Source organism: Parapedobacter soli (genome assembly GCF_025460835.1).
Classification (GTDB): Bacteria; Bacteroidota; Bacteroidia; order Sphingobacteriales; family Sphingobacteriaceae; genus Parapedobacter; species Parapedobacter soli.
Genome location: NZ_JAMXAY010000015.1, coordinates 55304 through 78794 on the forward strand (window position 1 = coordinate 55304; position 23491 = coordinate 78794).

Sequence of the window (23491 nt, forward strand, 5' to 3'; positions counted from 1 at the left end):
TATTACCACAAATATACGTATAACGTAATATATTCCAAAATGGAAATATTCATGCCGCCTGGATTACGCTACTAAATCACGACACTCACCAAAACAGTTGCCGATTTAGCCACTCAGGTTGCCGAATTGAAAAACAGCAAGTAAGGGTTTGGATGCACGCGAAACAATAATGGCCGTGAGCAGTGTCAACAACGGCACTACCCCCACAATAAGAAAAAAGACCTGATATAATTAACGTTGCCTACGATGATCGAACAGGGTGATACTTTTCCGGGCGTTTTCGGGGAATTTAATCCTGTTGATTTCCTCGATGGAAGTGAAGATAATCCTAGGGCTTACCCGGAGCTTCGCCCGGAACCGGTCTTTGATTTTCAGCAGCAACTCATCCGATATCAGTGCGGCACCTACTTTGACTGTAATTTCGTCTTCGCCGAATTCATCGGAAGCGATTTCAATCACATAATTTTCGATCTCTTCGATATCGTTCAGTAGATCGAACAGCGCGGGTGGATATAATGTGGTTCCCTTATATTTGACCATTTGGTTCTTGCGGCCGATGACGGGACCGAGCCTTAAGGTGGTCCGCCCGCACGCACAGGGTGCATAATGGGGCTGCACAATGTCGCCGGTTTTGAAACGGAGCAGCGGCATGCCTTCCACGCCCAGTGTAGTCACGACCAGCTCACCCGGTTCGCCTTCGGCCACCGGCTGCCCTTCTTCATCCACAAACTCGGTAATGATGAGCTCCGGGTGGTGGTGTCCCCCTACCCCATGTGCACACTCTGTGAAGGCCGTGGCCATCTCGGTGGATGCGTAGGTAGAAAAAAGTTGGATGTCCCACTTGCTCCGTATCCGGCTGGCCAGCGCATTGAGTGAGAAGTCGGGATTACGCACAGGTTCACCGATGCAGAGCGCCTTTTTTACGCTGCTTTGCCGGTAGTCGATGCCGTTGGCTTCGGCATATTCAATCATTTTCAACAAAAACGATGGTACGCATACCAGGGCATCGGGTTTCACGCGCGCTATCGTGCCCCACTGCAGCTCGGGTACACCCGACCCTACCCGCACCACCCCGATTCCGGCCTTACGGGCACCTAGGAAATAGGCCAGCCCCGCCATAAAACGGCGGTCGAGCGTGGTAGTGAGCTGCACGGTTTGGCCGGCAGCCATGCCCATGCACTGGTAAGACAACGATTCGTTATATGCGAGGCGATCAAGGTCGCTGCCGGTAAGGGCAAGCAATACGGGGTCGCCGGATGTGCCAGATGTCGTTACATAGTCGGCTGTCTCGGTTTCTGGCACACACCGGAAAGCGGTATTCTCCTGCTGGAGTTGCTCTTTCGTGGTAAATGGCAGACGGACCAGATCATCCAGCGTGCGTATGCTATGGATATCGATACCATGCATCCGGAAAAGCCGCTGGTAATAAGCGGAATTGGCTTGTAGGTACGCGATGAAGTGCTGTAGTTTTTCTGCTTGAAACCGATTGATGGTTTCGCGATCTGCCTGCTCTATAGGGGGAATGGTAGTCATTTTCACTTGCTCAATCGTTCACATTTTCTGATCCGCTTTTGGATCAGGGCACTATCCACTTTCGTCGTCACCTCCTTGGCAGCAGCCAATCGGTAGTGCCGTAGGGCGTCGACATAGCGGCTTTTGCCCCGATAATATTCACCGATGAGGAAGTCTGTTTTCCAAAACATCGGGTTAAGCTGCCTAAAATCAGCCAATTCAGCATCAGATATGGTTGTTTCGGCTGCAATCGCAGCCTCCAAATTACGCATCTGCAGCCTGAATTTTTCATAATCCTGGAAATCTGCCGACGAGGCAAACGGATCGGCTGGGATATTGAGCGGGTCGGACGCGAGCGGGATCCCGGCATCAAGTGTGCTCAGCCGTTCGAACACTTCGTCCAGGTCATACGCTACGAATTCTCCCAGTTGGTAAGGTGCCGTGGCTACCCACATCCGTAAATCCTCGGGCTGGAAGATCACAGCGTGGTGGGCAAGAAGCTGGTTGATTGCCTTTTCGTTGCCATATCCCAAATCCACTCCACCGATCCCCTCCTTGTTGCGCAACACCGCAGCAGCATCCCCAGGTGTCAATTTCGGGGTTTGTGCAATCAGCTCATTCATCCGGTCGAAGCGATATTTCGAGTGGCTTTCTTCCAGCTGCCGGAGATTACGCTTGTCTGTACGATATGGTTCACTTTGGAAATGGTTGGCACATACCAGTAGATCTGCTGTATTGGGCACTTCATAGACCCCTATTTTATGGGGCGACACTTCGATGAGCACCGCTTTCCTATCGGCCGCACTACCCACCATGATCGATTCGGACACGAATACTTCCCGTTGGCGTGCAATATGGATGGCTTCATCGATATTACCTGCATATTGCAGAATCTCACGCGTAAGCAACGAAATGGGTGTTTTGGCCTGATTGGGGATGGCCGATTTGCCCGCATTGATGGTTACTGTCAGTCCCTTTTCGTTCATGCCCGATACGGCTCCCACCATCCCCGGCCACGTCACCATCGCGTGCTTATATCCGATATCGGGGTCGATGAATGCAATGACCTTCTCTTTCGAGAAATCATCGCCGGCATAAAAATCGAAATTCCGGCCAATCAACAGTTTCCCGTCGGCCGTGTGGTCGCCCCACGCCGCAAACGACGTACATCCTACCAGGGCAAGGTCCTGTAATGCATGGCCGATATCGTGGGCTGCGTGGAAGTATAAGAGGCGTGGGTAGGGCCTTGCAATGAAATCGAGTGTATCGGAAGCCGATTGAGAAAGACCATAAATCTCTACTTGATAGGCCGTAGGTATATAATCTGTAAGCTGCCGGTTGAAACGGCCGATGAATCCGCGCAGCAGCCAACGGTGGAAACGCGATGGCACCAGTTCCTTTACCTGTGAAACGAAGACAGCCTCCTGCCGGCGGAGTAACTCTTGGGTGAGTCTACCATTGGCCAGGCCCCGCTCCAACGGATCACCGGCTACATACAACTCCCATAGGCCGTGGTTGTTTTTCCGAAGGAGGCCATTCGGCAATACGTAACTGTCTGGTGATACCTCACGACGGTCACCGACATGGCTGTTGTAGTTGGCCATCGGCGGAATCCGTTTCACGCCGACACAGGACGTACCACAAAACACCAGATAACATATGGACAGGAGAAATGCTCTCACAAATTACGGTAACATATGCGTCACGGCCCTCACCGCGCGGTCGTGTTTCTTCACAAACGGGTTTTCCTTATCCCACACATAGCCTGCCAACACCGAACAGACCTTACGGCGCACATCTTCGTTGACTTCCTTGTGGAAAAAAAATTTCTGTAGGTCGCCCGAATACCAATCGCGTATATACGAGCGGAACACACTGACTCCCCAAAGCATGTGATCTTCATACTCCTTCTGCCAGTCGACCTGTTCTCCCCTTAATTGCCGGATAGCCAATTTTGCAGCCTTCGATCCGGATTCCGTAGCAAAACATACACCTGAAGAAAAAACAGGATCCAGGAATTCGGCGCTGTTCCCTGTGATTGCAAAGCCATCGCCATATAGCTTTTTCGACGCTTTGGTATAAGCAACAATCTGTTTGGGTTCGAAAATGAAATCGATACCGTCGAATCGGCGCCTATAATAATCAGACTGGCTGATGATATAGCGGAACGTCTCGGAAGGACTCTCTTTCTGGATAGCTTCCAGGTGTTCCTTGGGACAAACCAAGCCCAGGGACGACTGCCCATTGGAAAACGGGATTACCCAAAACCATACTTTCTGTTCCAACACGTCGAATGTAATCAATGTCCCCTCCTCGCCCGTTGGGCGCCGGGGATCTTCCACGTGTACGAATGTAGCTGCCATCGGCGGGAAGTTAGAGGGTTCGTCCAGGTCAAACAACCGCGGTAGCACCCGTCCGTATCCGCTGCAATCGATCAGGAACCGGGCATGGATTTCGCGCTTCACACCACTTTCCTCGCGTACGGTTGTTACCGAATCGGTACCATGGAAAACAACATCTTCCACGGATGTGCCAAACTCAATATCCACTCCACGTGCCTGCAAAACATCCGTAAGGGTCTTATCAAACTCAGCACGTGGAAGCTGCCAGGTCCAGTCCCATCCCGCAGAAAATTTCTGGCTGAAATCAAACCAACATACTTCTTCACCCCGCAGGAACCGGGCACCGTTTTTCCGCTCAAACCCTTTGGCTTCAACCGCTTCTACAAACCCCGCCTCATCAAAGTGATCCATACAACGGGGAATCAAGCTCTCCCCGATAACAAACCGCGGGAAATGCTCCCGCTCGATGACCTTTAACTTGATTCCCTGTTTGTGTAAAATGGATGCGGCTACGGCACCCGACGGCCCCGCTCCGATTACTAAGACATCAACGTGTTCTGAAATCATACTAATAAATTGGTGTATGGATGGCCCAAACTTAGACAAACTTGCCTACAAAAGCAAGCTTCGTGGGAGGTAGTAACGAACCACATACCATAAAGCATCTCGATTAAAAACTGGTGTCTTTAATCGACGGGATATTAATTTTAAAGGGATGGCGCCGACCGTTGAAATTCAATACTTTGCCAAACCTTCATCTTTTTATAGTAACACGCGCCCACATAACCACCGCTTCCGAAGAAAAGCAACGTACCATCAGTTAGCAGTGCATAACTACTGGCGACTCCAGCATAGACAGGTAATCCTTGGGTCGCACCAAAGACGCCCACCACCTCTTCCATGGTATAGTTTCTCCCATCACAGTCATACACAGCAACATAACCATAGTGACCCCAGCTAACATTACCACTAGTATAATCCAATAACTGGGATCGATCGGGATACTTTGCACTGATAACCTGCATTTTGCCATCTGTACGGAAATCGATGGAAACGACTTCCCCGGCCATGGGGTTTTCCTCTGTCGGGTAGGCGGGTAAAGGTTCGTGACTTCCTATGGCGCGGATGCTATTCCCAACTATATTTCGGTAAAGCCGATTGTTAATCCGCACGTCAACGACGATACTGTCTGTCAACGACGTCGTCGGATCCAGGAACCGGAATGGGCAATCTTTTATGACGATGTCATCCGCCTGAAAAGGGTGATTTGCTGGCATAGTCCGAGAGCCTTTGTGAAAATCTGCTGTCGAAGCCTCCTGAATATATGGTTTCCCGTCCGGGCCCTCCACGATCTTTCCGTCCTGTTTCAAATAGAAGCGAAAATATGCGCTGTAGTATAGCATCACATCGTCGCCGCTCTGCCATTCCGCCAGTTCGCCCCAATTTTCGTAATTCATGTCTAGTGGCTTCAATACGACCACGGTAAACTTTTTCCGTTTAATCTTATAGGTGAAAATCGCTTCCAGCCCTTCGATGATAGCCCCGTCCCGCCCCCGCACCTGCACTCTAATATTTGTCGGCCCTTCGTCTCGCTGTGCACCGACCGTATGGCGCACCTCAGCGTTGCCCTGTGCGTCGGTTGGCTGTGGGTGGCTTAACTTGTCCTCAAAGAGATCTGGCAGTCCCGACATTACACTCCAGACCAGTTCCACGCCCTCTAGCGGCTTCCCGGCGCGGTTGGTCACCTTCACCACGAGTGGGGCGCCGAGCGGCTGCTTCCATTCGGCTTCCTGGTCATTGCCGCTCACGATGGTGATCCTCGTCGGGCGGCTGTCGATTATCTCCACCGGTACCGACGTATATGCTCCCTCGCTGCCCGTGGGCCGGTATTGCAGCAAAAGGCGGTCGCCCGCCTGCGGCTTCACCTGCCCCGCACCGGGGGTATAGGTTAAATGCAACCGGCCGCTCTGTGGATCGGTGGTTACTGTCTCTTCAAGCAGCACCTGTTTGCTGCCTCCCTGCTCAAGCTCCACGCGGAGGTCTATGAACACGGTTCTGCCGGTGACTGCCTTGTCTAGGCTGTCGGTGGCCTGCAACATCAGGCCCACCGATGCTTCGGTGTGGCTTTCATCCCACGTCAGTTGCGATAGGTCATCCACGGTTGTGAGCAGGGCCTGTCCGGCTGCTGCTGTTCCGCCCGCCCGCTCGTACCAACTGAACTGCGCCATGGAATCATCCGTGGCCAGCGGGTCCGTCTGGAAGGCGCTCAATCTGCCTCCGACTTCCTCCAGCTTTTTATCCATGGCCTGCAGGTGTCCCAGCAGGTCCATCAGTGCAGCCTCCATGCCCTCCCGGCCGCTGACCCCGTCAACGAGTGCCGAACGTAGTTTGCCGTCGGCGTTAAGTGGCTTCATGGCACAGCGCACGTAACCGAGGTAATCGCCGATGGTCGCTGCGGTGGATGCCTGGGCCGTGGGCCGTGGGCAACCGGGGATGGCCGGGGACGCCGCCGCACTTGCCTGCCGCCCCCCTCCAATGGAAGCCTGCTTATACTGGCTGATGGGCTCGCCACCCTGCATGTATACGCTGGTCAGCAGTACTTCGCTACCCGATGCCCACGAGACCTCGAACAGCGAAACCTCAAACCGGGAGGCATCATGGGTGGCCAGTTCCAGCAGTAAAGGGGGGCTGCCGTCCTGCCGGGCATAGAACCGCAGCGAGCGGCCTTCTTCCAGCTGCAGCACACTGCGGGAACCGTCTGCAGCGCCCAGCACGATGCGCTGGTCGCTGCCCAGGGCGCCTTGGGCATCCGTGGCTGCAAAATAGGCTAGGTCGTCATCGCCGTATTCTGCCCGCATGAAAAGCTGTACCGGTTTTGCCGGTTGCACGCCGGCGGCGATGAACACATTGCCCATGCCGGGCAACTGCCTGTTATTGTGCTCGGCCCTTGCGGCCTGTTCTTTCCGGAGCACCGCCGCCGGATCGTCCTTGGGTGTTTCGTTCTTGGCACAGGAGAAAATAAGTGCTCCCGCCAATAGAACGAGGTAAAAACGGGAAAAGGTGCGTTTCATAAACGGAATTTTAACATGACCAATCAACCGGGGTAAAGGTAGCCCCAGACTTCGTGATAAAAAATACCTTATAGTAAGTATTTTTAGCCCTAATACCACGTTTACCTACCGTTAATCCAACATAAAGGGATGTCCGGCAAGCCGTTTCGGTTGTATATCAAAACCAATTTACCTAAGTTTGCAACCGCTTATATAGTATGCATTTCCAACTAAATGATAGAAATAACGAACCCGATAGCGTTGACCGATTTTCACGCGGTATTGTTTGAGGATCGAAAAATCGATCTGCCTAGCGACACGTCGGACAGGATACACCAAAGCCACGATTTCCTACGCGATTTCGCCAAAGACAAGATTATTTACGGGGTTAACACTGGCTTCGGGCCCATGGCGCAATACCGCATTGCCGATGCCGACCAGACGCAGCTGCAATACAACCTGATACGGAGCCATGCGGCCGGCATGGGCGAGATCATGGATCCGCTTTATGCGAAATCCATCCTCCTGGCCCGGCTGCACACCCTATCGTTGGGCTTTTCCGGTGTACATCCCAGCATAATTACACTCATGCAGGAAATGCTGAACCGGAATATCCTGCCGGTGATTTTCCAGCACGGCGGCGTGGGTGCCAGTGGCGACCTCGTCCAGCTTGCCCATTTGGCGTTAAACATGATCGGCGAGGGGAATGTCATTTACCGCGGGAAGCAGGTGCCGGCAGCCCAGGCCTTTGCCAACGAACGTTTGCGCCCCATGCAGGTGCACATCCGCGAGGGCCTTGCGCTCCTCAATGGTACATCGGCAATGACCGGTATCGGCATCGTCAACGTTATCTACGGCAAACGGCTACTGGACTGGTCGATAGCCTGCTCGGCGATGATGAATGAGCTGGTGAGCGCATACGACGACCACCTCTCCGAAACGCTCAATGCGGCAAAAAGACACGATGGCCAGCGGCAGGTGGCCGCACGGATGCGTGAAATCATTGTCGACAGCAAGCTCATCCGGAAACGCCCCGACCACCTATATAACCGCAAGGTGGAAGAAACGATATTCAAAGATAAACTGCAGGAATACTATTCCATCCGCTGCGTGCCGCAGATCCTAGGGCCCATCTGGGATGCGATACAGCATAGCACCATCACGCTGATTGAAGAGGTTAACTCGGCCAACGACAACCCTATTATCGATGTGGCATCGGCAAGTGTGTACCATGGCGGCAACTTCCACGGCGATTACGTGGCTTTTGAGATGGATACCCTACGCATCGCCATCACCAAACTGACCATGCTGATGGAGCGGCAATTGAATTACCTACTCAATTCCTCGCTGAACGGGATTCTTCCTTCGTTTGTGAACCTCGGCAAACTGGGGCTCAATTTCGGCATGCAGGGCGCCCAGTTCACGGCCACCTCAACAACGGCCGAGAACCAGACGCTGGCTACCCCCATGTATACCCATAGCATTCCCAACAACAAAGACAATCAGGATATTGTGAGCATGGGCACCAACTCGGCATGGCTCACCAAACGGGTCATCGATAATGCTTACGAAGTGCTGGCCATCCAGCTGCTTACACTTGTGCAGGCGGTAGACTCGCTAGGCTGTGAGGAACGGCTTTCGTCGAGAAGTAGAAAGATTTATGCCGACATCCGGGCAATTGTGCCTATCTTTAAAGAGGATAGGGTGCTGTCGCCCGATCTGGCAGCGATAAAGAATCATGTAAAAGCAAACGACTGACTTACTAAAATCGTTAAATAATGAAAATTTTCTTTACTTGTTTGTTGGGACTGACAGTCTCACTGACTCACGCGCAAAAATTGGCGTTGGTAAAAAAAGGCAAAAGCATCGGCTACATCAATGAACAGGGTACAATGGTTATTCCGCCCACCTATAAAAGTGCCGGATCTTTCTCCGGGGGCCTTGCTGCGGTAAATATAGACGGTAAGTGGGGGTATATCGATGCCAGCGGAAAGGTGGTGATCGAACCGCAATTCGATAGAGCCAAAAGTTTCCATAGCGGTGTTGCGATAGTCTCGGTAGACAAGGAGTGGCAATACATCGACGATAATGGCAATGTACTCGATATGCCCCTCTCAGACAAACTGTACGATTTCGACAGCAACGGACTGGCATTTGTCCGCCAGGACGGTCTGGTAGGCATTATGAATACGAAAGGAGACCTTATCCTTAAACCCACGTATGAAGAAATCAAGCCGTTTGAACATGGCTTTGCGAAAGTAAAGCAGGGCGATAAGTGGGGAATCATCTCCACGGCGGGCACGGTGGTGGTAATACCCGAATATAACGAAATTGATATTTCAGGCAACGGTATTGCTGTGGCCAAAAAAAATGACATGTATGGCCTCATCGCACCCGATGGCGTGTTCCGGCCGATAGAAGGAGCGACCAAAATATGGCCTTTCTTAGAAGGGGAGACACTCACCTACGCCCGTAAAGATGGCAAAATGGGTTTTATCAACACCCAAGGCGAGTGGGTAATCGCGCCACAGTTTGATAAGGCGCGGGCATTCCGCCGGGGGCTGGCGCCGGTACACCTTGACAAGAAGTGGGGTTACATAAACGCCCAGGGCGAATGGGTAATCCAACCCCAATATCCTGATGCTGAGATCTTCAGTCTCGATGGCTTGGCACCGGTAAAAGTGGGGAAAGAATGGGGATTTGTCAATACCTCCGGCGAGCTGGTCATCCCCGCGCAATATGGTATTTCCGTGGCTTTTATTGGTTTCTTGACCGGTGGCGACGAGAAGGGCTTTATAGATGGTGTGGCCCGTGTGAGCCACAAGAAAAAATGGGGGTTTATCGATACAAACGGCGATGTGGTCGGGGGCGAGTGGTTTGAGAATGCCGAACCATTTGAAAGCGTAAACTGATGGACGGTAAGCGATATGCACTGGTAACCGGAGGGTCGCGCGGCATCGGCCGGGCAATAAGTATTGCATTGGCCCGGGAATTGGGCTACCCGATCGTTATCAACTACCACTCGAACAGCGAAGCGGCAACGGAAACCCGTAACCTGATTGTGGAAAACGGCGGTGAGGCCGAACTACTGCCCTTTGATGTGGGCAACTGCACCGAAGTCCATGCCCAACTGGCCAAGTGGAAAGCCGAGCACCCCAATGACCGCATCGAGGTGATTGTAAACAATGCGGGTGTCACCCGCGACGGGCTCTTTATGTGGATGGAAAGTGACGATTGGGATACGGTGCTGCAGACGAGCTTGAACGGTTTTTACAATGTGACCAAGCCGCTTATCGAAGATTTGTTGCGGCAGCGCTACGGGCGGATCATCAACGTGGCTTCGGTATCGGGCGTAAAGGGCACGCCGGGCCAGACCAATTACTCCGCTGCGAAAGCGGGCCTCATCGGCGCCACAAAGGCGCTGGCACAGGAAGTGGCTAAGCGCAAGGTAACGGTCAATGTGGTGGCCCCGGGCTTCATCGAAACCGATATGACCAGCGCTTTGGACACGGACGAATTGAAAAAATTGATCCCGATGAACCGCTTCGGAAAGGCAGAAGAGGTAGCCGAACTGGTGTGTTTTCTTGCATCAAAAAAAGCTTCGTATATTACAGGCGAAGTCATCAATATTAACGGAGGAATATATTCGTGAAAGAACATCGAGTGGTCATCACCGGAATGGGCATCTACTCTTCGTTGGGGAAGAACCTGGAGGAGGTGCGCGACTCGCTATACCACGGCCGGTCGGGCATTGTGTTCTCGCAAGACCGTAAGGATTTCGGTTACCGGTCGGCCCTGATGGGTGCTGTAGCACGCCCCGATCTCACTAAAGTACTGTCGCGCCGCCAACGTATCAGTATGGGGGAAGAAAGCGAGTATGCCTATGTGGCTACGCAGGAAGCACTCCGGAACGCAGGCATCGACGATGGATTCTTCGACGAGCGGGTCATCGGGCTCGTTTATGGTAACGACAGTGTATCACAAGCGGTGATGGAGTCTATCGATATTGTAAGGCAGAAAAAAGACACCACCTTGGTGGGATCGGGGGCGATTTTCAAATCGATGAACTCATCGGTAACGATGAACCTGTCTACCATCTTCCGCATACGCGGCATCAACATGACCATCAGTGCTGCCTGTGCCAGCGGCTCACACGCCATCGGCCTCGCGTACCTATTCATCAAACAGGGGCTCCAGGATTGCATCATCTGTGGCGGAGCGCAGGAAACCAACAAATATGCCATGGCGAGCTTCGACGGACTGGGTGTTTTTTCCGACCGTGAAGACGAGCCCACAAAAGCGTCGCGCCCGTTCGACAAGGACCGTAATGGCCTGGTACCGGGCGGTGGGGCGGCCACGATTATTCTGGAAGACTATGACACTGCGGTAAAACGGGGGGCACCCATTTTGGCCGAGGTGCTCAGCTACGGCTTTTCGTCAAACGGCGACCACATCTCAACCCCCAATGTAGAGGGCCCCACCGAAGCCATGAAAATGGCCTTGCGGCAAGCGGGCCTCTCACCAGCCGACATCGAATATATCAATGCACACGCCACCTCCACCCCCATGGGCGATGCCAACGAGGCCCGTGCCCTTACGCAGCTGTTCGGCTCGGGCCCTATGGTGAGTTCGACCAAATCGATGACCGGCCACGAATGCTGGATGGCGGGTACCAGCGAGGTTATTTATTCGCTCATCATGGCACAACATGGATTCATCGCCCCAAACATCAACCTGGAAGAAGTAGACGAAACCGCCGCCACCCTGAGTTTGGCAAAAAATACCATAAACCAAAATTTTAATGTATTTTTGTCGAATTCTTTTGGATTCGGCGGAACGAACTCCGCATTAATTGTAAAAAAACTGTAACAGCGCAGCATCCATGAGTAGGGAAGAGATTATAGATATTACCAATCGGTTTTTGGTCGAGGAGTTCGAGGTGGAGTCTGATGTCATCCGCCCAAATGCGGACTTAAAAGAATCGTTGGACTTGGACAGCCTTGATTACGTGGACTTGGTTGTCCTCATCGAGTCTAACTTCGGCATTAAGCTGGAAAGTAAAGATTTTACTAATGTAAAAACATTCGATAACCTATACGACTTAATCGGCAGCAAGATACATGCGATTGCCTAATCACATCCAATGGCTGAATGGGAAGGAAAATCGAGGGGTACCGTTTCTGGATACAAAATATTTATTTTCCTCATTAAGCATGCGGGTATACCGGTAGCCTATTTCCTGCTTATTTTCGTTTCGTTGTATTATTTCGTCAGCTCGCCGCACCAGACAACCGCTATATACCAGTATTTCAGGCACCGCCGCAAACAAGGCTTCCTCCGCAGTATCATCAATACCTATCGTAACTACTTCGTTTTCGGGCAGACCATCATCGACAAAATTGCGATTACCGCCGGCCTGGAACATAAATACACGTATGAGTTTGATGGGATAGATCACATCCGCCAGTTGGCCAAGGATAACAGCGCGGGGATACTTATCAGTGCCCATGTGGGCAATTTTGAAGTATCACAGTATTTCATGGGCGAATTCGACAAACAGATCCACTTGGTTACCACCGATGAAGAGCGACGGGCCATCAAGTCGTACCTCGCCAATATCATGGCCAAGCCCAAGACTGGATTCATTGTAGTTGGCGACGATCTCTCACACGTGTTCGAGATCAACCGGGTAATCGATGAAAAAGGAATGATCTGTTTCACGGGCGATCGCTTTGTGGAAGGTAGCAAAACGATGACCGCCAGCTTCCTTGGCAAGGAAGCCCATTTCCCGGCCGGTCCATTCCTCATCAGCTCGCGGCTAAGTACGCCGGTGCTTTTCGTTTATGTGATGCGTGAGCGCGGCAGGCATTATCACCTATATGCGCGCACTGCTACATTCACCCATCGCGATGCACAATCATTGCTGCAGGCGTATGTGCAAAGTATCGAACATATATTATCGAAATACCCGCTACAGTGGTTTAACTATTATAATTTTTGGAAGCTAAGCCCAGTTGAGTATGGTGAGCGGGAGCCCAAAGCCTAGAAGTTCACAACAATGAAGCAAAAGGTCTTAATTATTTACTATACCCAAACGGGGCAACAGCGGGAAATCCTGGATAGGCTGCTGTCGCCACTTGCGGCAGACGCGGCAGTGGAACTGACGTTCCACCAGATCAAGCCCGTTGTCGACTACCCGTTCCCGTGGGACGGGCATAGCTTCTTCGATGCGTTCCCCGAGTCGTTCCTGCAGTTACCGTGCGAGATAGAACCAATTGACAACGAAATACTACAGCAAGATTATGACCTTATCATACTGGGTTACCAAGTATGGTACCTTTCTCCGTCCATTCCGTTCAACTCGTTCCTGAAAAGCGAGGCTGCTCGTCGATTACTGCATGGCAAGCCGGTAATCACCGTAATCAACTGCCGCAACATGTGGGTAATGGCACAGGAGAAAGTAAAACGGCTCTTGTACAGTATCGGCGCAAACCACGTGGGGAATATCGCACGGGTAGACCGCCACCTCAACCATGTGAGTGTGATTACCATCGTACATTGGATGATGAACGGGCGCAAGGACGCGTATCTCGGCATATTCCCAAAGCCCGGCGTTTCGGACAAAGACATCGCCGAATCTGATAGATTCGGGGTTCCCATATTGGCGCATCTAAAGCGGGGCGACTACAGCACGCTGCAAGATGAGCTGCTTGAGCAGGGTGCCGTGATGATCCGGCCGGTGCTCGTATTTACCGATAAACGGGCGAATACGTTGTTTGCTAAGTGGGCTAAGCTCATCCGTAGCAAGGGATTACCCGGAGCAGATGCACGTAAGCCATGGCTCAAGGCATTCAATTACTACCTGTTGTTTGCCATATGGGTACTCGCCCCGATTGTCAGTTTATTATTTTTAATACTACATTTGCCGTTTCTTTCCTTCATTAGGAAAGAAACAAGGTACTACAAGTCTGTTTATTTTAAAATACCCCGGTAATGCCGCCCGTATATATCAACGCGATCGCAACATTTCTACCCAACGCCCCGGTTTCGAACGAACAAATGGAATCGGTATTGGGTGTAATCAATGGCGCGCCATCCAGGGCCCGTGCCATTGTGCTACGCAACAACCGGATTACTTCGCGGTACTATGCTATCGGTGCCGATGGACAACCCACACACAACAACGCCGAGCTTACTATTGAAGCGGTAAACCGATTGATAGAGCAGGCGGGAGTTTCCAAATCGGCAATCGATGTGTTATCATGTGGCACCTCCACCCCCGACCAGTTGCTGCCTTCGCATGCCAGTATGGTGCACGGGCTATGGAAAAACAAACCGATGGAGCTCAACTCAGCCTCCGGCATCTGCACATCAGGCATGAATGCGCTCAAATACGCATACATGGCTATTGCCACGGGTAGCGCCAAGCGTGCCGTATCCACCGGCTCCGAACGGGTGTCGTCGTGGCTCCGGGCAGACAAATTCAATAATGAATCCAAGCGGCTGGTGGCGCTGGAGCAAAACCCGATCATCGCATTCGAAAAAGATTTCCTCCGGTGGATGCTCTCGGATGGGGCTGCCGCGATACTACTCAGTAACCAACCGAACGAGCACCGCACATCGCTCGCCATCCACTGGGTGGAAGGAATCTCTTACGCCCATGAATTAGAAACCTGCATGTATGCAGGAGCCACCAAGGTAGATGGTAAGCTGCTACCCTGGAGCGACGCATCGCCGGAAAAATGGCTTGGGCAGTCGATGTTTGCCATCAAACAAGACATCAAGCTACTAGAATCGTACATCATCCCGAAAGGAGTACAAAGCATCCAAGAGGTGCTGCGTAAGCACCAATTGGCGGCCGATGAGATCGACCATTTCCTGCCCCATATTTCGTCCTACTTCTTCAAAGATAGGCTCGTTGAAGCATTTTCAGTGGCCGGCATTGATATTCCCGAAGCGAAGTGGTTTATCAACCTGGATAAAATCGGGAACGTCGGCTCGGCTTCCAGCTATATCCAGTTGGAAGAGCTGTTTAACACGAAACCCCTCAAAAAGGGTGAAAAAATACTACTATCGGTCCCAGAAAGCGGGAGATTTTCTTATGTTTACGCGTTGTTAGAAGTAACCTAATGTTATGGCACTCATTTCGTCGCAAGAGCAAATATGTAACCTGATTCCGCAGCGCCCACCCTTTGTGTTGGTAGATAAGTTGGTCGAGTACGAATCCCACCGTATCGTTTCTTCTTTCGATATCCCACAACAGCATGTGTTGGTAAGCAGTAAGGGGACACTTACCGAGGCGGGTGTCATTGAGCATTTTGCGCAGACCATTGCCCTGCATCAGGGATACGATTATTTCACGCGTGACCTGTCACCACCGGTAGGATACATCGGTTCTATCAAAAATTTCGAAGTTTACCACCTACCCCATACTGGCCAAAAAATATCCACTACCATCCATATCTTGCAGCAGCTGTTTGGTGTCACCGCCGTACTGGGCGAAGTGAGGTGCGAAGGCAGGCTGATTGCCACCGGTGAAATGCGGACGGTTATAGCCAAGGAAGGTGAATAACGCCATGACCTTCCCCCCTATCGAAGAGCTTATCCCCCATCGGCCGCCGATGGTATTGGTAGACCGCGTGGTACAGGTAAATGGCCTGGAAACCGAAACGGCATTTTTGGTTACACCCGACTGCCTGTTCGTTGCCCACGGCAAGTTATCGGAAATGGGCATGCTTGAAAACCTAGCCCAGACCAGCTTCGTCTTCCTCAATTATTTTTTCATCGAGCCGGATGAAGTGCTTTGGGATAAGAAGAAGGATAACCTCGGTGTGATCAGCACCATCCTGGACCTCCATGTGGCAAAGCTAGCGGATGTGGGGCAGGAACTGCATACCCATACGCTTACCGAACTTGTTTTTACCTCGGATTTTTTGAAGATTTGCAATATCCAGGGAACGATATCAGTGGATGGAGAGGTTGCCCTGCAGGCGACGATGAAAATGTTGCTACAGACCAAGGACGAATGAGTGATAATGAATAAGGATGACGTACCACAGGACGATAGCAGTTTGGCCAAGAAGAACGTCCACGAACTTTGTTACGCGGTAGACGAACACGGCCGGTATACGGCAGTGCCAAGCCGGGGGTGGGAAGCAAAGACCCTGGCACTAAATGAGTCGCTCAAACTCATCGATGAGCGGGTAGCGGCCACTAAACAAGCTGTTGCTGCAGGAGAATTGAGTCCTATCGCTTATTATATGGAGATACACCGCATGGATGTCCCTTTATTAGCCAGCTATGCGGGCATACACCGCTGGTTCGTAAAGCGCCATTTCCGGCCCAAACGGTTCGCCAAACTAAAAGACAAAACGCTCCAAAAATATGCTGATGTCTTCGGCATCACCGTGGCACAATTGAAATCGCCGATTGATTAGACTACTATATGGACATTGCTTTTGAACACCGTCAATCCGCCCATTGCGAAAATGGGGTTATATCTAACTTGTTGAACCACCAAGGAGTCAGTTTGTCCGAACCGATGGTTTTCGGTATTGGTAGCGGATTGTTTTTTGTATACCTGCCTTTCCTCAAAGTAAACTTTGCGCCGGGCTTCAGCTACCGGCCCATGCCCGGAAACATTTTCCGCAAACTGGCCCGCCGGTTGGGCATTAAGGTAAAGCACCAGCGGTTCTCCTCACCCGGAAAGGCACAGGCTGCACTTGATGAAAAGCTTGCCCAGGGCATTCCCGTGGGATTGCAGGTGGGGGTTTACCACCTGACCTACTTCCCGGACGAGTACCGGTTCCATTTCAACGCGCACAACTTGGTGGTATATGGCAAGGATGCCACGGGCTACCTCATCAGCGACCCGGTGATGGATTACACCACGAGGCTCACGGAGCCCGAGCTGGAACGGGTTCGGTTTGCCAAGGGTGCGCTGCCACCGAAGGGTCACCTGTACTATCTGGAGCGGTTGCCGGACCGGCTCGACTTGGCGCAAGCCATCCGGAAGGGTATCCGCCAGACGTGCAACGACATGCTGGCTCCCGTGCCCATTTTGGGCGTGCGGGCGATGCGGTGGGTGGCGCGGAAAATCCGTAAGTGGCCACAGACAATCGGCGTAAAGAAAACCAATCATTACCTGGGCCAGTTGGTACGCATGCAGGAAGAGATCGGCACCGGCGGCGGCGGCTTCCGGTTCATTTACGCTGCTTTCCTGCAGGAGGCGAGTGCGCTGCTCAACAACGATGCGCTCGCTCGCCGATCAGAAGAAATGACCGCCATCGGCGACGCGTGGCGCGATTTTGCGCTGGATATCTCACGGATATACAAAAACCGCAAGTCGGGCAGCGATGTCTACGAAAAGCTATCCGATCAGCTGCTGGCGCTTGCCGACAGGGAGGAGCGCTTCTTTAAAGCGTTGAAAAAGGATATTTAACCAACCACCGTCATTTCCAATAAACCGTTCGTCCGCCCCGCCCTTCACCGTTAAAGACACGGAATGCTACGCTACCCTCAGCCGCAACAGGTTCGGTGTAGCGTGCACTCTGTTCAGTAGGCTCGCTGCCGTCCGTGGTGTAGCGGATAACAAATCCAGGGAGCTGGACATTTGCATGAAGTTGGCCCGACTGCTCAATTATACCAGCAGTAGGGATGCGGTAGGCAAACCCACCGGCATAATGGTTTGCCCGCGGCAATTCGTGCTTGGCAACGGTATTCAGGAATATCGACCAGTCCGTAGCATATAAAGCACCCGCTTTGCCCTCGTCTGGTTCAGTAGCCCATGCGGGTGCAGCCGCCCAGGCACGCTCGACCAAGCCGTATAGCTTGGGCAACAGTAAATACTCCATCCGCTCGGGTGAGGTGATGATTTCACTCCAAAGGGGAGCCTGTAGGCCGACAATGTTACCCTTTCCGGCTTCGGTAAGCCGTTCGCCGATGGTTTTATCGTCTAAACTGCGGTAGTAATCGTACGGTACAAACCGAAAGGGCTTCTCTACATCTACATACCCGCCCCAATACTGCCCCGGTTCGTAATAGCTATCATTGTAGGCTAAGTCAATATAAAAGTTAGTCACATTGGTCAACACCACCTTGTAGCCGGCGTTTGCGAGGCGATAGGCGAGATCGGCGTTACCGCCGAGGTTATTCCACACATCGGTATGGAAATTCTCCCCCGTGAAGCGGGGCTCCACCACCATCATACGCCGCCCGTCTACAACAGCTTTCTTCATTCCAATTTCTTCCCAGCCCGATAGGTAAAGCCCACGCGACTGCAACAGCTTATTGATGCGGTTGAAAAAATAATACCACAGATCATCCACGTGCACAATACCGGTATTTGATGCCATGAGCTGCTGCACGGCAGGCGATTTTTCCCATACACCATTGGGCACCTCGTCACCACCGAAATGAATGGTTTCCAAGGGTGCCTCCGCCTCCTTGTACATGGCAATAAGCTCATCCACCACCTTTTCGAGAAAGGTATAGGTAGAAGGTAAAGCTACATTGATGATGTTGTCGTCCCAATTTTGTATCGAGCGGTATTCCGACCGGTCGTTGGGATCGCGCAGCAAGTATTGTGTTGCAGCTGCGGTATCGCCCTTGGCCATAAAAGCGTTGTACCGGGCATCCATAGATTTTATCGCCGCCCGGGCATGTCCCGGTGTTTCGATTTCGGGTATCACGCGGATATGCCGTGCGGATGCATACCGCAGCAACTCGATATAATCGGCCCGGCTGTAAAACCCACTCCCAGTCGCGTTGTCTACATCGGGGCCGGAGCCATACGATGGCATGAGCCACTGCGTGTCGTCGAGCGTATGCCCCCGGCGGGCGCCAACCTCGGTGAGCTCGGGGAGCCCCGGTACCTCCAGCCGCCAGGCTTCGTCTTCGCTGAAGTGGAAATGCATCACGTTGACTTTATAAAGTGCCAGGAGATCCAATATTTTCATTACCTGCTCTTTGGTCTGGAAATTACGCGATACATCCAGCATCACCGCGCGGTGTAAAAACCGCGGCTCATCCGTGATGGTAACCCCTTGCAGCGTAATCGACGCCTTCTTTTCGGCCCATGCCGACGGTGATAAAAGTCCTTTGAGCGACTGGATACCGTAAAATGCCCCTGCCGGGGTGGACGCCTCAATCGCCACGCCGCCAGCATCGACCAGCAACCGGTATCCCTCGGGATGGACACCTTGCTGGTGGTGGAGTACAATCGACGCACCGACGGGCTCATCCACCAGCTTCGGGGGGTGCGTGAGCACCGTCGCCAGCTCATCCCTCAGGTACGCAGCCTCCTTGGTGAATGCGGTATCGGCGTAGATGGTCATACCCGCGGCCGTCAACGTAAAGACATCCGCCGTATAGGCGTAGCTTACCGGTGTAGGCAGCACCGGAGGCAACTGCGCCACCGGCATATCTACAATACGGCTATTCTGATGGTATATCTGGGTGGCAAGCACCATCTCCAAACTATCTGCCTTGGCAAACGGCTTCACCTGCATGGGCAAGGATATGCCGCTTGGGTAGTTTGCCGAAACCAAGTAGAACCCTCTAGGGATATCGGTGATATTACGGAGCCTACGCGACATGATATTGATTTCGACTGTCTCGCCCGGGGCCAAAGGCGCCCACCCCTGACGTGGGTAGAGGGTAAAGAAATCGCCGTTAATCATATCGATACTGGCCACGGAACTGTCAACATCGGCCACCCGTGCTACACCGGTATTGAAGTATATGGACCACCCGCTCGCCGCCAGCGTATCGGACAAGTTGTTGGTGATGGTCAGCTTGGAAAGCGTTTCGTCCGTTCCCGGATAGGGAGAGTCAAGGATTTCCCATTGCAACGAGATGGTCGCGCTGCCGCCAGTTGTTACTTTCGTGGAGCAGGCTCCCGCCACCAGCAGCGTGAGCAACGCAGAAAAGAGATTTCGGTACATCATGCAATTATAAGAAAATTACCGCAAAAGCATCCAAGTCCCCAACTTTCCTTATTTTCGTCCCATGGACGAAATCATCCGCATACAAGAGCTGTCCAAACGATATACGGGCAGCGATCGGTATGCACTAAGTGGCTTATCGCTTTCCATCCGGAAGGGGGAGATATTTGGCTTATTGGGTCCGAATGGTGCCGGTAAGACTACACTGATTTCCACGCTATGTGGAATGATTAAGCCCTCTTCGGGAGAACTTTGGTTCGGAACGCTGAATTACCGTAGACACGGCCGTGACATCCAGCAGCAGCTGGGCGTGGTGCCGCAGGAATACGCGCTCTATCCAACACTCACTGCCGAGGAGAATCTCTATTACTTCGGAAGTTTATACGGGCTTGCCGGGGCCGACCTAAAGGGCCGTATTGCAGAAGGACTGGAACGGGTAGGGCTGGCTGATTTCAGAAAAAAAACCATCAAGACCTTCTCGGGCGGTATGCAACGGCGGGTCAACCTGCTGGCGGGCATCCTCCACCGGCCCAATGTGCTTTTCCTCGATGAGCCGACCGTAGGTGTGGATGTGCAATCCAAAGAGGTCATCATGAGATTGCTCAACGAGCTCAACGGGCAGGGTACCACCATCGTCTACAGTTCACACCATCTCAACGAGGCACAGCACTTCTGCTCGCAAATTGCCATCATCGATGGAGGCCGAATTGTGGTGGAGGGGCGGCCTGACGAGCTGATCGCATCGATACCGGGTGCCGACACCCTCGAAAATGTATTTATCCACCACACGGGCAGCCAATTGAGAGACTATGCGTAAACTCCTGATATCGGCATATAAGGAAGCGCTCTTATTGGTTCGCGACTGGGGAGGCCTCGCCATCCTGTTTTTCATGCCAGCGGTATTGATCATCACCATTACCCTCATCCAGGAAAGCACATTCAAAGCGGTGGGCGAATCCACCCTCCCCATTGTACTGGTTGACAATGACAGCAGCGAAATCGGCCGTATAATCGCCGACAACCTCAACGAGACACCGCACATCCAGTTGGTCACCGAAACCAACGGTATGGCCATCGATGAAATGCACGCCCGGAAGCTGGTGAGCGAGGGGAAATACCAGATCGCCCTCATCATCCCCGAAGGGATCAGCCAGGAGCTGAATGAAAAGGTGAATCACAACGTGGATCAAATCCTAGGTGAATTTGCCCTGACCGATACCGACAGCATCCCGGGCCAAAAAAAAGAAAAGAAGTGGGCAACACAGGAAATTACCATTTATTTTGACCCTGCGGCGGGGCAAACGTTCCGAAACAGCGTAAAGAACAACATCGAGCAACTCCTTGCGAAAGTAGAAGTGCGGAAAATATATGGCGTCTTCATCGACCAGATGGGGTTGGAAGAGGATCCGGGACTGCTGAACGGTGAAATCATCACATTTAGGGAAACGATAGCCCAGAAAGGGAACGATGGTATCATCCCCAATGCCGTGCAGCATAATGTGCCGGCGTGGATTTTGTTTGGCATATTTTTTATCGTAGTGCCGCTGGGCATCAACCTGGTCAAAGAAAAAAACCTTGGCACTTATATCCGGCTGCGTACCAGTCCGGTTTCATATGCCATCATTCTAGGCGGCAAAATACTCACCTATTCGGTTATCTGCCTTATACAATTCATCCTGATGTTGGTAATCGCCAAATACGTTTTCCCGTTGATCGGCCTGATTGAGTTCGACCCAGGCGGGAAATTCCTGTTGATGCTACTTATAGCTTTCGTCTCCGGTCTTGCTGCCATCGGGCTGGGCATACTGATTGGTACCGTCGCCGAAACCCAAGAACAATCGGCACCATTCGGTGCAATCTTCGTCATTATCCTTGCGGCGTTGGGCGGCGTATGGGTACCCACCTTTATCATGCCCGAAATCATGCAGAAGATATCGGCATTCTCACCGATGAATTGGGGTATTTCGGCCTTCTACGATGTTATCCTGCGCAATGGCTCCGCCGCCGATATTGCGCGGCCACTAGCCTATTTACTGGCATTTTTTGTGGTTACGCTACTGGCCGCTATCCTTTACGACAAACGAAAGAAAATAAGCTGATGAACCAGACCCTCCGATACCGCACCCGCTTCCGCGTACGTTTTAATGAGACAGATCCTTTGGGCATCGTTTGGCATGGCCATTACATCACCTACTTCGAAGACGGCCGCGAAGCGTTCGGCGATGCTATGGAGATCAGCTATCGGCATATCCGTGAGCAGGGGTACCTCACGCCGGTGGTAAAATGCGTATGCGAATATAAATTACCGCTACGCTATGGCGAATGGGCCGATATCGAAACCGTATTTGTAAATAATGCTGCGGCCAAGATGGTATTCCGCTATACGATATCCAACGCCGCGGAACAAGTGGTAGCCATCGGCGAGACGACGCAGGTGTTCACAGACACAGGCGGCGAATTGATGCTCACCAATCCGCCGTTCTTTGCCGAATGGAAACTGAAACACGGCCTACGATGAAGCATGACGTATACATAATCGGCGATGAAGCCATTTCCCCGTTAGGCATCGGGAGCGAATTGAACTTCCAGCGGCTGCGGAATAACGACCGGGCGATAGTACCGATTATGGACACACACCTATGCGACCATACCATCTATGCTGCACGGATTGACGAGGGGTACTGGAGCCACCTCATCAACGACGCGCCGCATTACACACGACTAGAGCGGCTGTTCATTTTGGCATTGCAACGGCTCATCAACAGGCACGATATCCCGGTGGACGGTGAGACATTGGTGATCCTCTCGACCACCAAGGGCAATGTTTCACTACTCGGCGATCCGCGAGCGGCCTTCCCCGAGCAGCGCGCACGCATTCCCGCCATGGCTGCAGCTATCGGGCGTTACTTCGGATTCGAAAACCAGCCTATCCCCATTTCCAATGCATGCATTTCGGGCTCGCTGGCCATCTCTGTAGCGCGGCGGCTGCTCCGCTACGGAGGCAAGTACAAAAGGGCTGTCGTGGTGGGGGGTGATGAGTTATCGAAATTTATCGTTTCGGGGTTCGATGCATTTCAGGCGCTGGCCGACGGGCCCTGCCGTCCCTTCGACCGCGACCGGAAAGGGCTGAACTTAGGCGAAGCGGTAGCCGGGGTGTACCTCTCAACGGTACCCGTAGCCGGCGCCGTGAAGATAAGCGGTGTGGGCTCATCAAACGATGCTAATCACATATCGGGGCCTTCACGCACGGGCGAAGGGTTATACCTGAGTATCCGCGAAGCAATGGATGAAGCCGGCGACGTCGCCTTGGATTTCATTTCGGCCCACGGCACCGCCACGGTTTACAACGATGAGATGGAAGCCATTGCATTCCAGCGGTGCGGTTTATCCGCGGTGCCGGCACACAGCCTAAAGGGTTATTTCGGCCACACGTTGGGGGCAAGTGGCTTACTCGAAACCGTGATGGCTATCCACTCACTGAAAAACAGTGAGCTGGTCCCTTCGGCCGGGTTCGCCCACCAGGGCACCAGCCAACCGGTGAATATCATTACGCAGCCCACGCAACGCCCGCTCAACGCCTTCCTGAAAACGGCCTCGGGCTTTGGTGGATGCAACATTGCCACGATCTTCCAAAACGTGTGAC

At 52.5% G+C, this 23491-nt stretch carries 21 protein-coding genes; 16 read left to right on the plus strand and 5 right to left on the minus strand.

Annotated elements, in window-relative coordinates; translation table 11 throughout:
* Positions 1–231: 231 nt before the first annotated feature.
* The 4 genes from NGM62_RS08875 to NGM62_RS08890 all read right to left on the minus strand — a co-directional run bounded on the left by NGM62_RS08875 (position 232) and on the right by NGM62_RS08890 (position 6925).
* Positions 232–1533 carry a phenylacetate--CoA ligase family protein gene (locus NGM62_RS08875; protein ID WP_262247239.1) on the minus strand — a complete coding sequence of 434 codons (1302 nt, stop codon included), beginning with the start codon at positions 1531–1533 and terminating at the stop codon, positions 232–234.
* 2 nt (positions 1534–1535) lie between these two features.
* Entirely contained in the window at positions 1536–3194 is a 1659-nt protein-coding gene (locus NGM62_RS08880) for a C45 family autoproteolytic acyltransferase/hydolase (protein ID WP_262247241.1), read from the minus strand.
* Positions 3195–3197: 3 nt separating this feature from the next.
* The gene (locus tag NGM62_RS08885; protein WP_262247243.1) at positions 3198–4421 is read right to left on the minus strand and encodes an NAD(P)/FAD-dependent oxidoreductase; all 1224 of its coding nucleotides are present in this window, start codon (positions 4419–4421) and stop codon (positions 3198–3200) included.
* Positions 4422–4561: 140 nt separating this feature from the next.
* On the minus strand, positions 4562–6925 hold the full coding sequence (locus NGM62_RS08890) for a hypothetical protein (RefSeq protein WP_262247245.1): 2364 nt from the start codon (positions 6923–6925) through the stop codon (positions 4562–4564).
* A gap of 213 nt (positions 6926–7138) precedes the next feature.
* Here NGM62_RS08890 and NGM62_RS08895 point away from each other — a divergent pair, with 213 nt between their 5' ends.
* Genes NGM62_RS08895 through NGM62_RS08950 form a run of 12 tightly spaced genes read left to right on the plus strand, consistent with a single transcriptional unit; the run spans position 7139 to position 17345 of the window.
* Positions 7139–8662 (plus strand): HAL/PAL/TAL family ammonia-lyase, encoded by a 1524-nt coding sequence (locus tag NGM62_RS08895; RefSeq protein ID WP_262247246.1) that lies wholly within the window; start codon positions 7139–7141, stop codon positions 8660–8662.
* Positions 8663–8682: 20 nt separating this feature from the next.
* Positions 8683–9816, plus strand: coding sequence for a WG repeat-containing protein (locus NGM62_RS08900; RefSeq protein ID WP_262247249.1), 1134 nt, complete (start codon positions 8683–8685; stop codon positions 9814–9816).
* A complete protein-coding gene (gene fabG / locus NGM62_RS08905; protein WP_262247250.1) occupies positions 9816–10556 on the plus strand; it encodes a 3-oxoacyl-ACP reductase FabG in 741 nt (246 codons plus the stop codon). Before NGM62_RS08900 ends, fabG begins: the two co-directional genes overlap by 1 nt.
* Positions 10553–11773: a beta-ketoacyl-[acyl-carrier-protein] synthase family protein gene (locus tag NGM62_RS08910; RefSeq protein ID WP_262247251.1), complete on the plus strand. Its 1221-nt coding sequence runs from the start codon at positions 10553–10555 to the stop codon at positions 11771–11773. Before fabG ends, NGM62_RS08910 begins: the two co-directional genes overlap by 4 nt.
* A gap of 13 nt (positions 11774–11786) precedes the next feature.
* Positions 11787–12038 (plus strand): phosphopantetheine-binding protein, encoded by a 252-nt coding sequence (locus tag NGM62_RS08915; RefSeq protein ID WP_262247252.1) that lies wholly within the window; start codon positions 11787–11789, stop codon positions 12036–12038.
* A 9-nt stretch (positions 12039–12047) separates the two neighbouring features.
* Positions 12048–12950 carry an LpxL/LpxP family acyltransferase gene (locus NGM62_RS08920; protein ID WP_262247253.1) on the plus strand — a complete coding sequence of 301 codons (903 nt, stop codon included), beginning with the start codon at positions 12048–12050 and terminating at the stop codon, positions 12948–12950.
* A gap of 12 nt (positions 12951–12962) precedes the next feature.
* A complete protein-coding gene (locus NGM62_RS08925) occupies positions 12963–13898 on the plus strand; it encodes a hypothetical protein (RefSeq protein ID WP_262247254.1) in 936 nt (311 codons plus the stop codon).
* Positions 13898–15034: a beta-ketoacyl-ACP synthase III gene (locus tag NGM62_RS08930; protein WP_262247256.1), complete on the plus strand. Its 1137-nt coding sequence runs from the start codon at positions 13898–13900 to the stop codon at positions 15032–15034. Before NGM62_RS08925 ends, NGM62_RS08930 begins: the two co-directional genes overlap by 1 nt.
* Before the next feature lie 4 nt (positions 15035–15038).
* The gene (locus tag NGM62_RS08935; protein WP_262247258.1) at positions 15039–15476 is read left to right on the plus strand and encodes a hypothetical protein; all 438 of its coding nucleotides are present in this window, start codon (positions 15039–15041) and stop codon (positions 15474–15476) included.
* Positions 15469–15933, plus strand: coding sequence for a hypothetical protein (locus NGM62_RS08940; RefSeq protein ID WP_262247259.1), 465 nt, complete (start codon positions 15469–15471; stop codon positions 15931–15933). The genes NGM62_RS08935 and NGM62_RS08940 overlap by 8 nt, the downstream gene beginning before the upstream one ends.
* Before the next feature lie 6 nt (positions 15934–15939).
* Positions 15940–16341 (plus strand): hypothetical protein, encoded by a 402-nt coding sequence (locus NGM62_RS08945; protein WP_262247261.1) that lies wholly within the window; start codon positions 15940–15942, stop codon positions 16339–16341.
* An 8-nt stretch (positions 16342–16349) separates the two neighbouring features.
* Entirely contained in the window at positions 16350–17345 is a 996-nt protein-coding gene (locus NGM62_RS08950; RefSeq protein WP_262247262.1) for a BtrH N-terminal domain-containing protein, read from the plus strand.
* A 10-nt stretch (positions 17346–17355) separates the two neighbouring features.
* Here NGM62_RS08950 and NGM62_RS08955 read toward each other — a convergent pair whose 3' ends face one another.
* Positions 17356–19851 (minus strand): family 20 glycosylhydrolase, encoded by a 2496-nt coding sequence (locus NGM62_RS08955; RefSeq protein WP_262247264.1) that lies wholly within the window; start codon positions 19849–19851, stop codon positions 17356–17358.
* Between the two features lie 61 nt (positions 19852–19912).
* Between NGM62_RS08955 and NGM62_RS08960 the strand changes: the two genes are divergently transcribed.
* The 4 genes from NGM62_RS08960 to NGM62_RS08975 are packed head-to-tail and all read left to right on the plus strand — an operon-like array spanning position 19913 to position 23490.
* Positions 19913–20665, plus strand: a complete 753-nt coding sequence (locus tag NGM62_RS08960; RefSeq protein WP_262247266.1) for an ABC transporter ATP-binding protein — start codon at positions 19913–19915, stop codon at positions 20663–20665.
* Entirely contained in the window at positions 20658–21947 is a 1290-nt protein-coding gene (locus NGM62_RS08965; RefSeq protein WP_262247269.1) for an ABC transporter permease, read from the plus strand. Before NGM62_RS08960 ends, NGM62_RS08965 begins: the two co-directional genes overlap by 8 nt.
* Entirely contained in the window at positions 21947–22366 is a 420-nt protein-coding gene (locus NGM62_RS08970; RefSeq protein ID WP_262247271.1) for an acyl-CoA thioesterase, read from the plus strand. The genes NGM62_RS08965 and NGM62_RS08970 overlap by 1 nt, the downstream gene beginning before the upstream one ends.
* The gene (locus NGM62_RS08975) at positions 22339–23490 is read left to right on the plus strand and encodes a beta-ketoacyl synthase N-terminal-like domain-containing protein (RefSeq protein ID WP_262247273.1); all 1152 of its coding nucleotides are present in this window, start codon (positions 22339–22341) and stop codon (positions 23488–23490) included. The genes NGM62_RS08970 and NGM62_RS08975 overlap by 28 nt, the downstream gene beginning before the upstream one ends.
* The last annotated feature ends 1 nt before the right edge of the window (position 23491 follow it).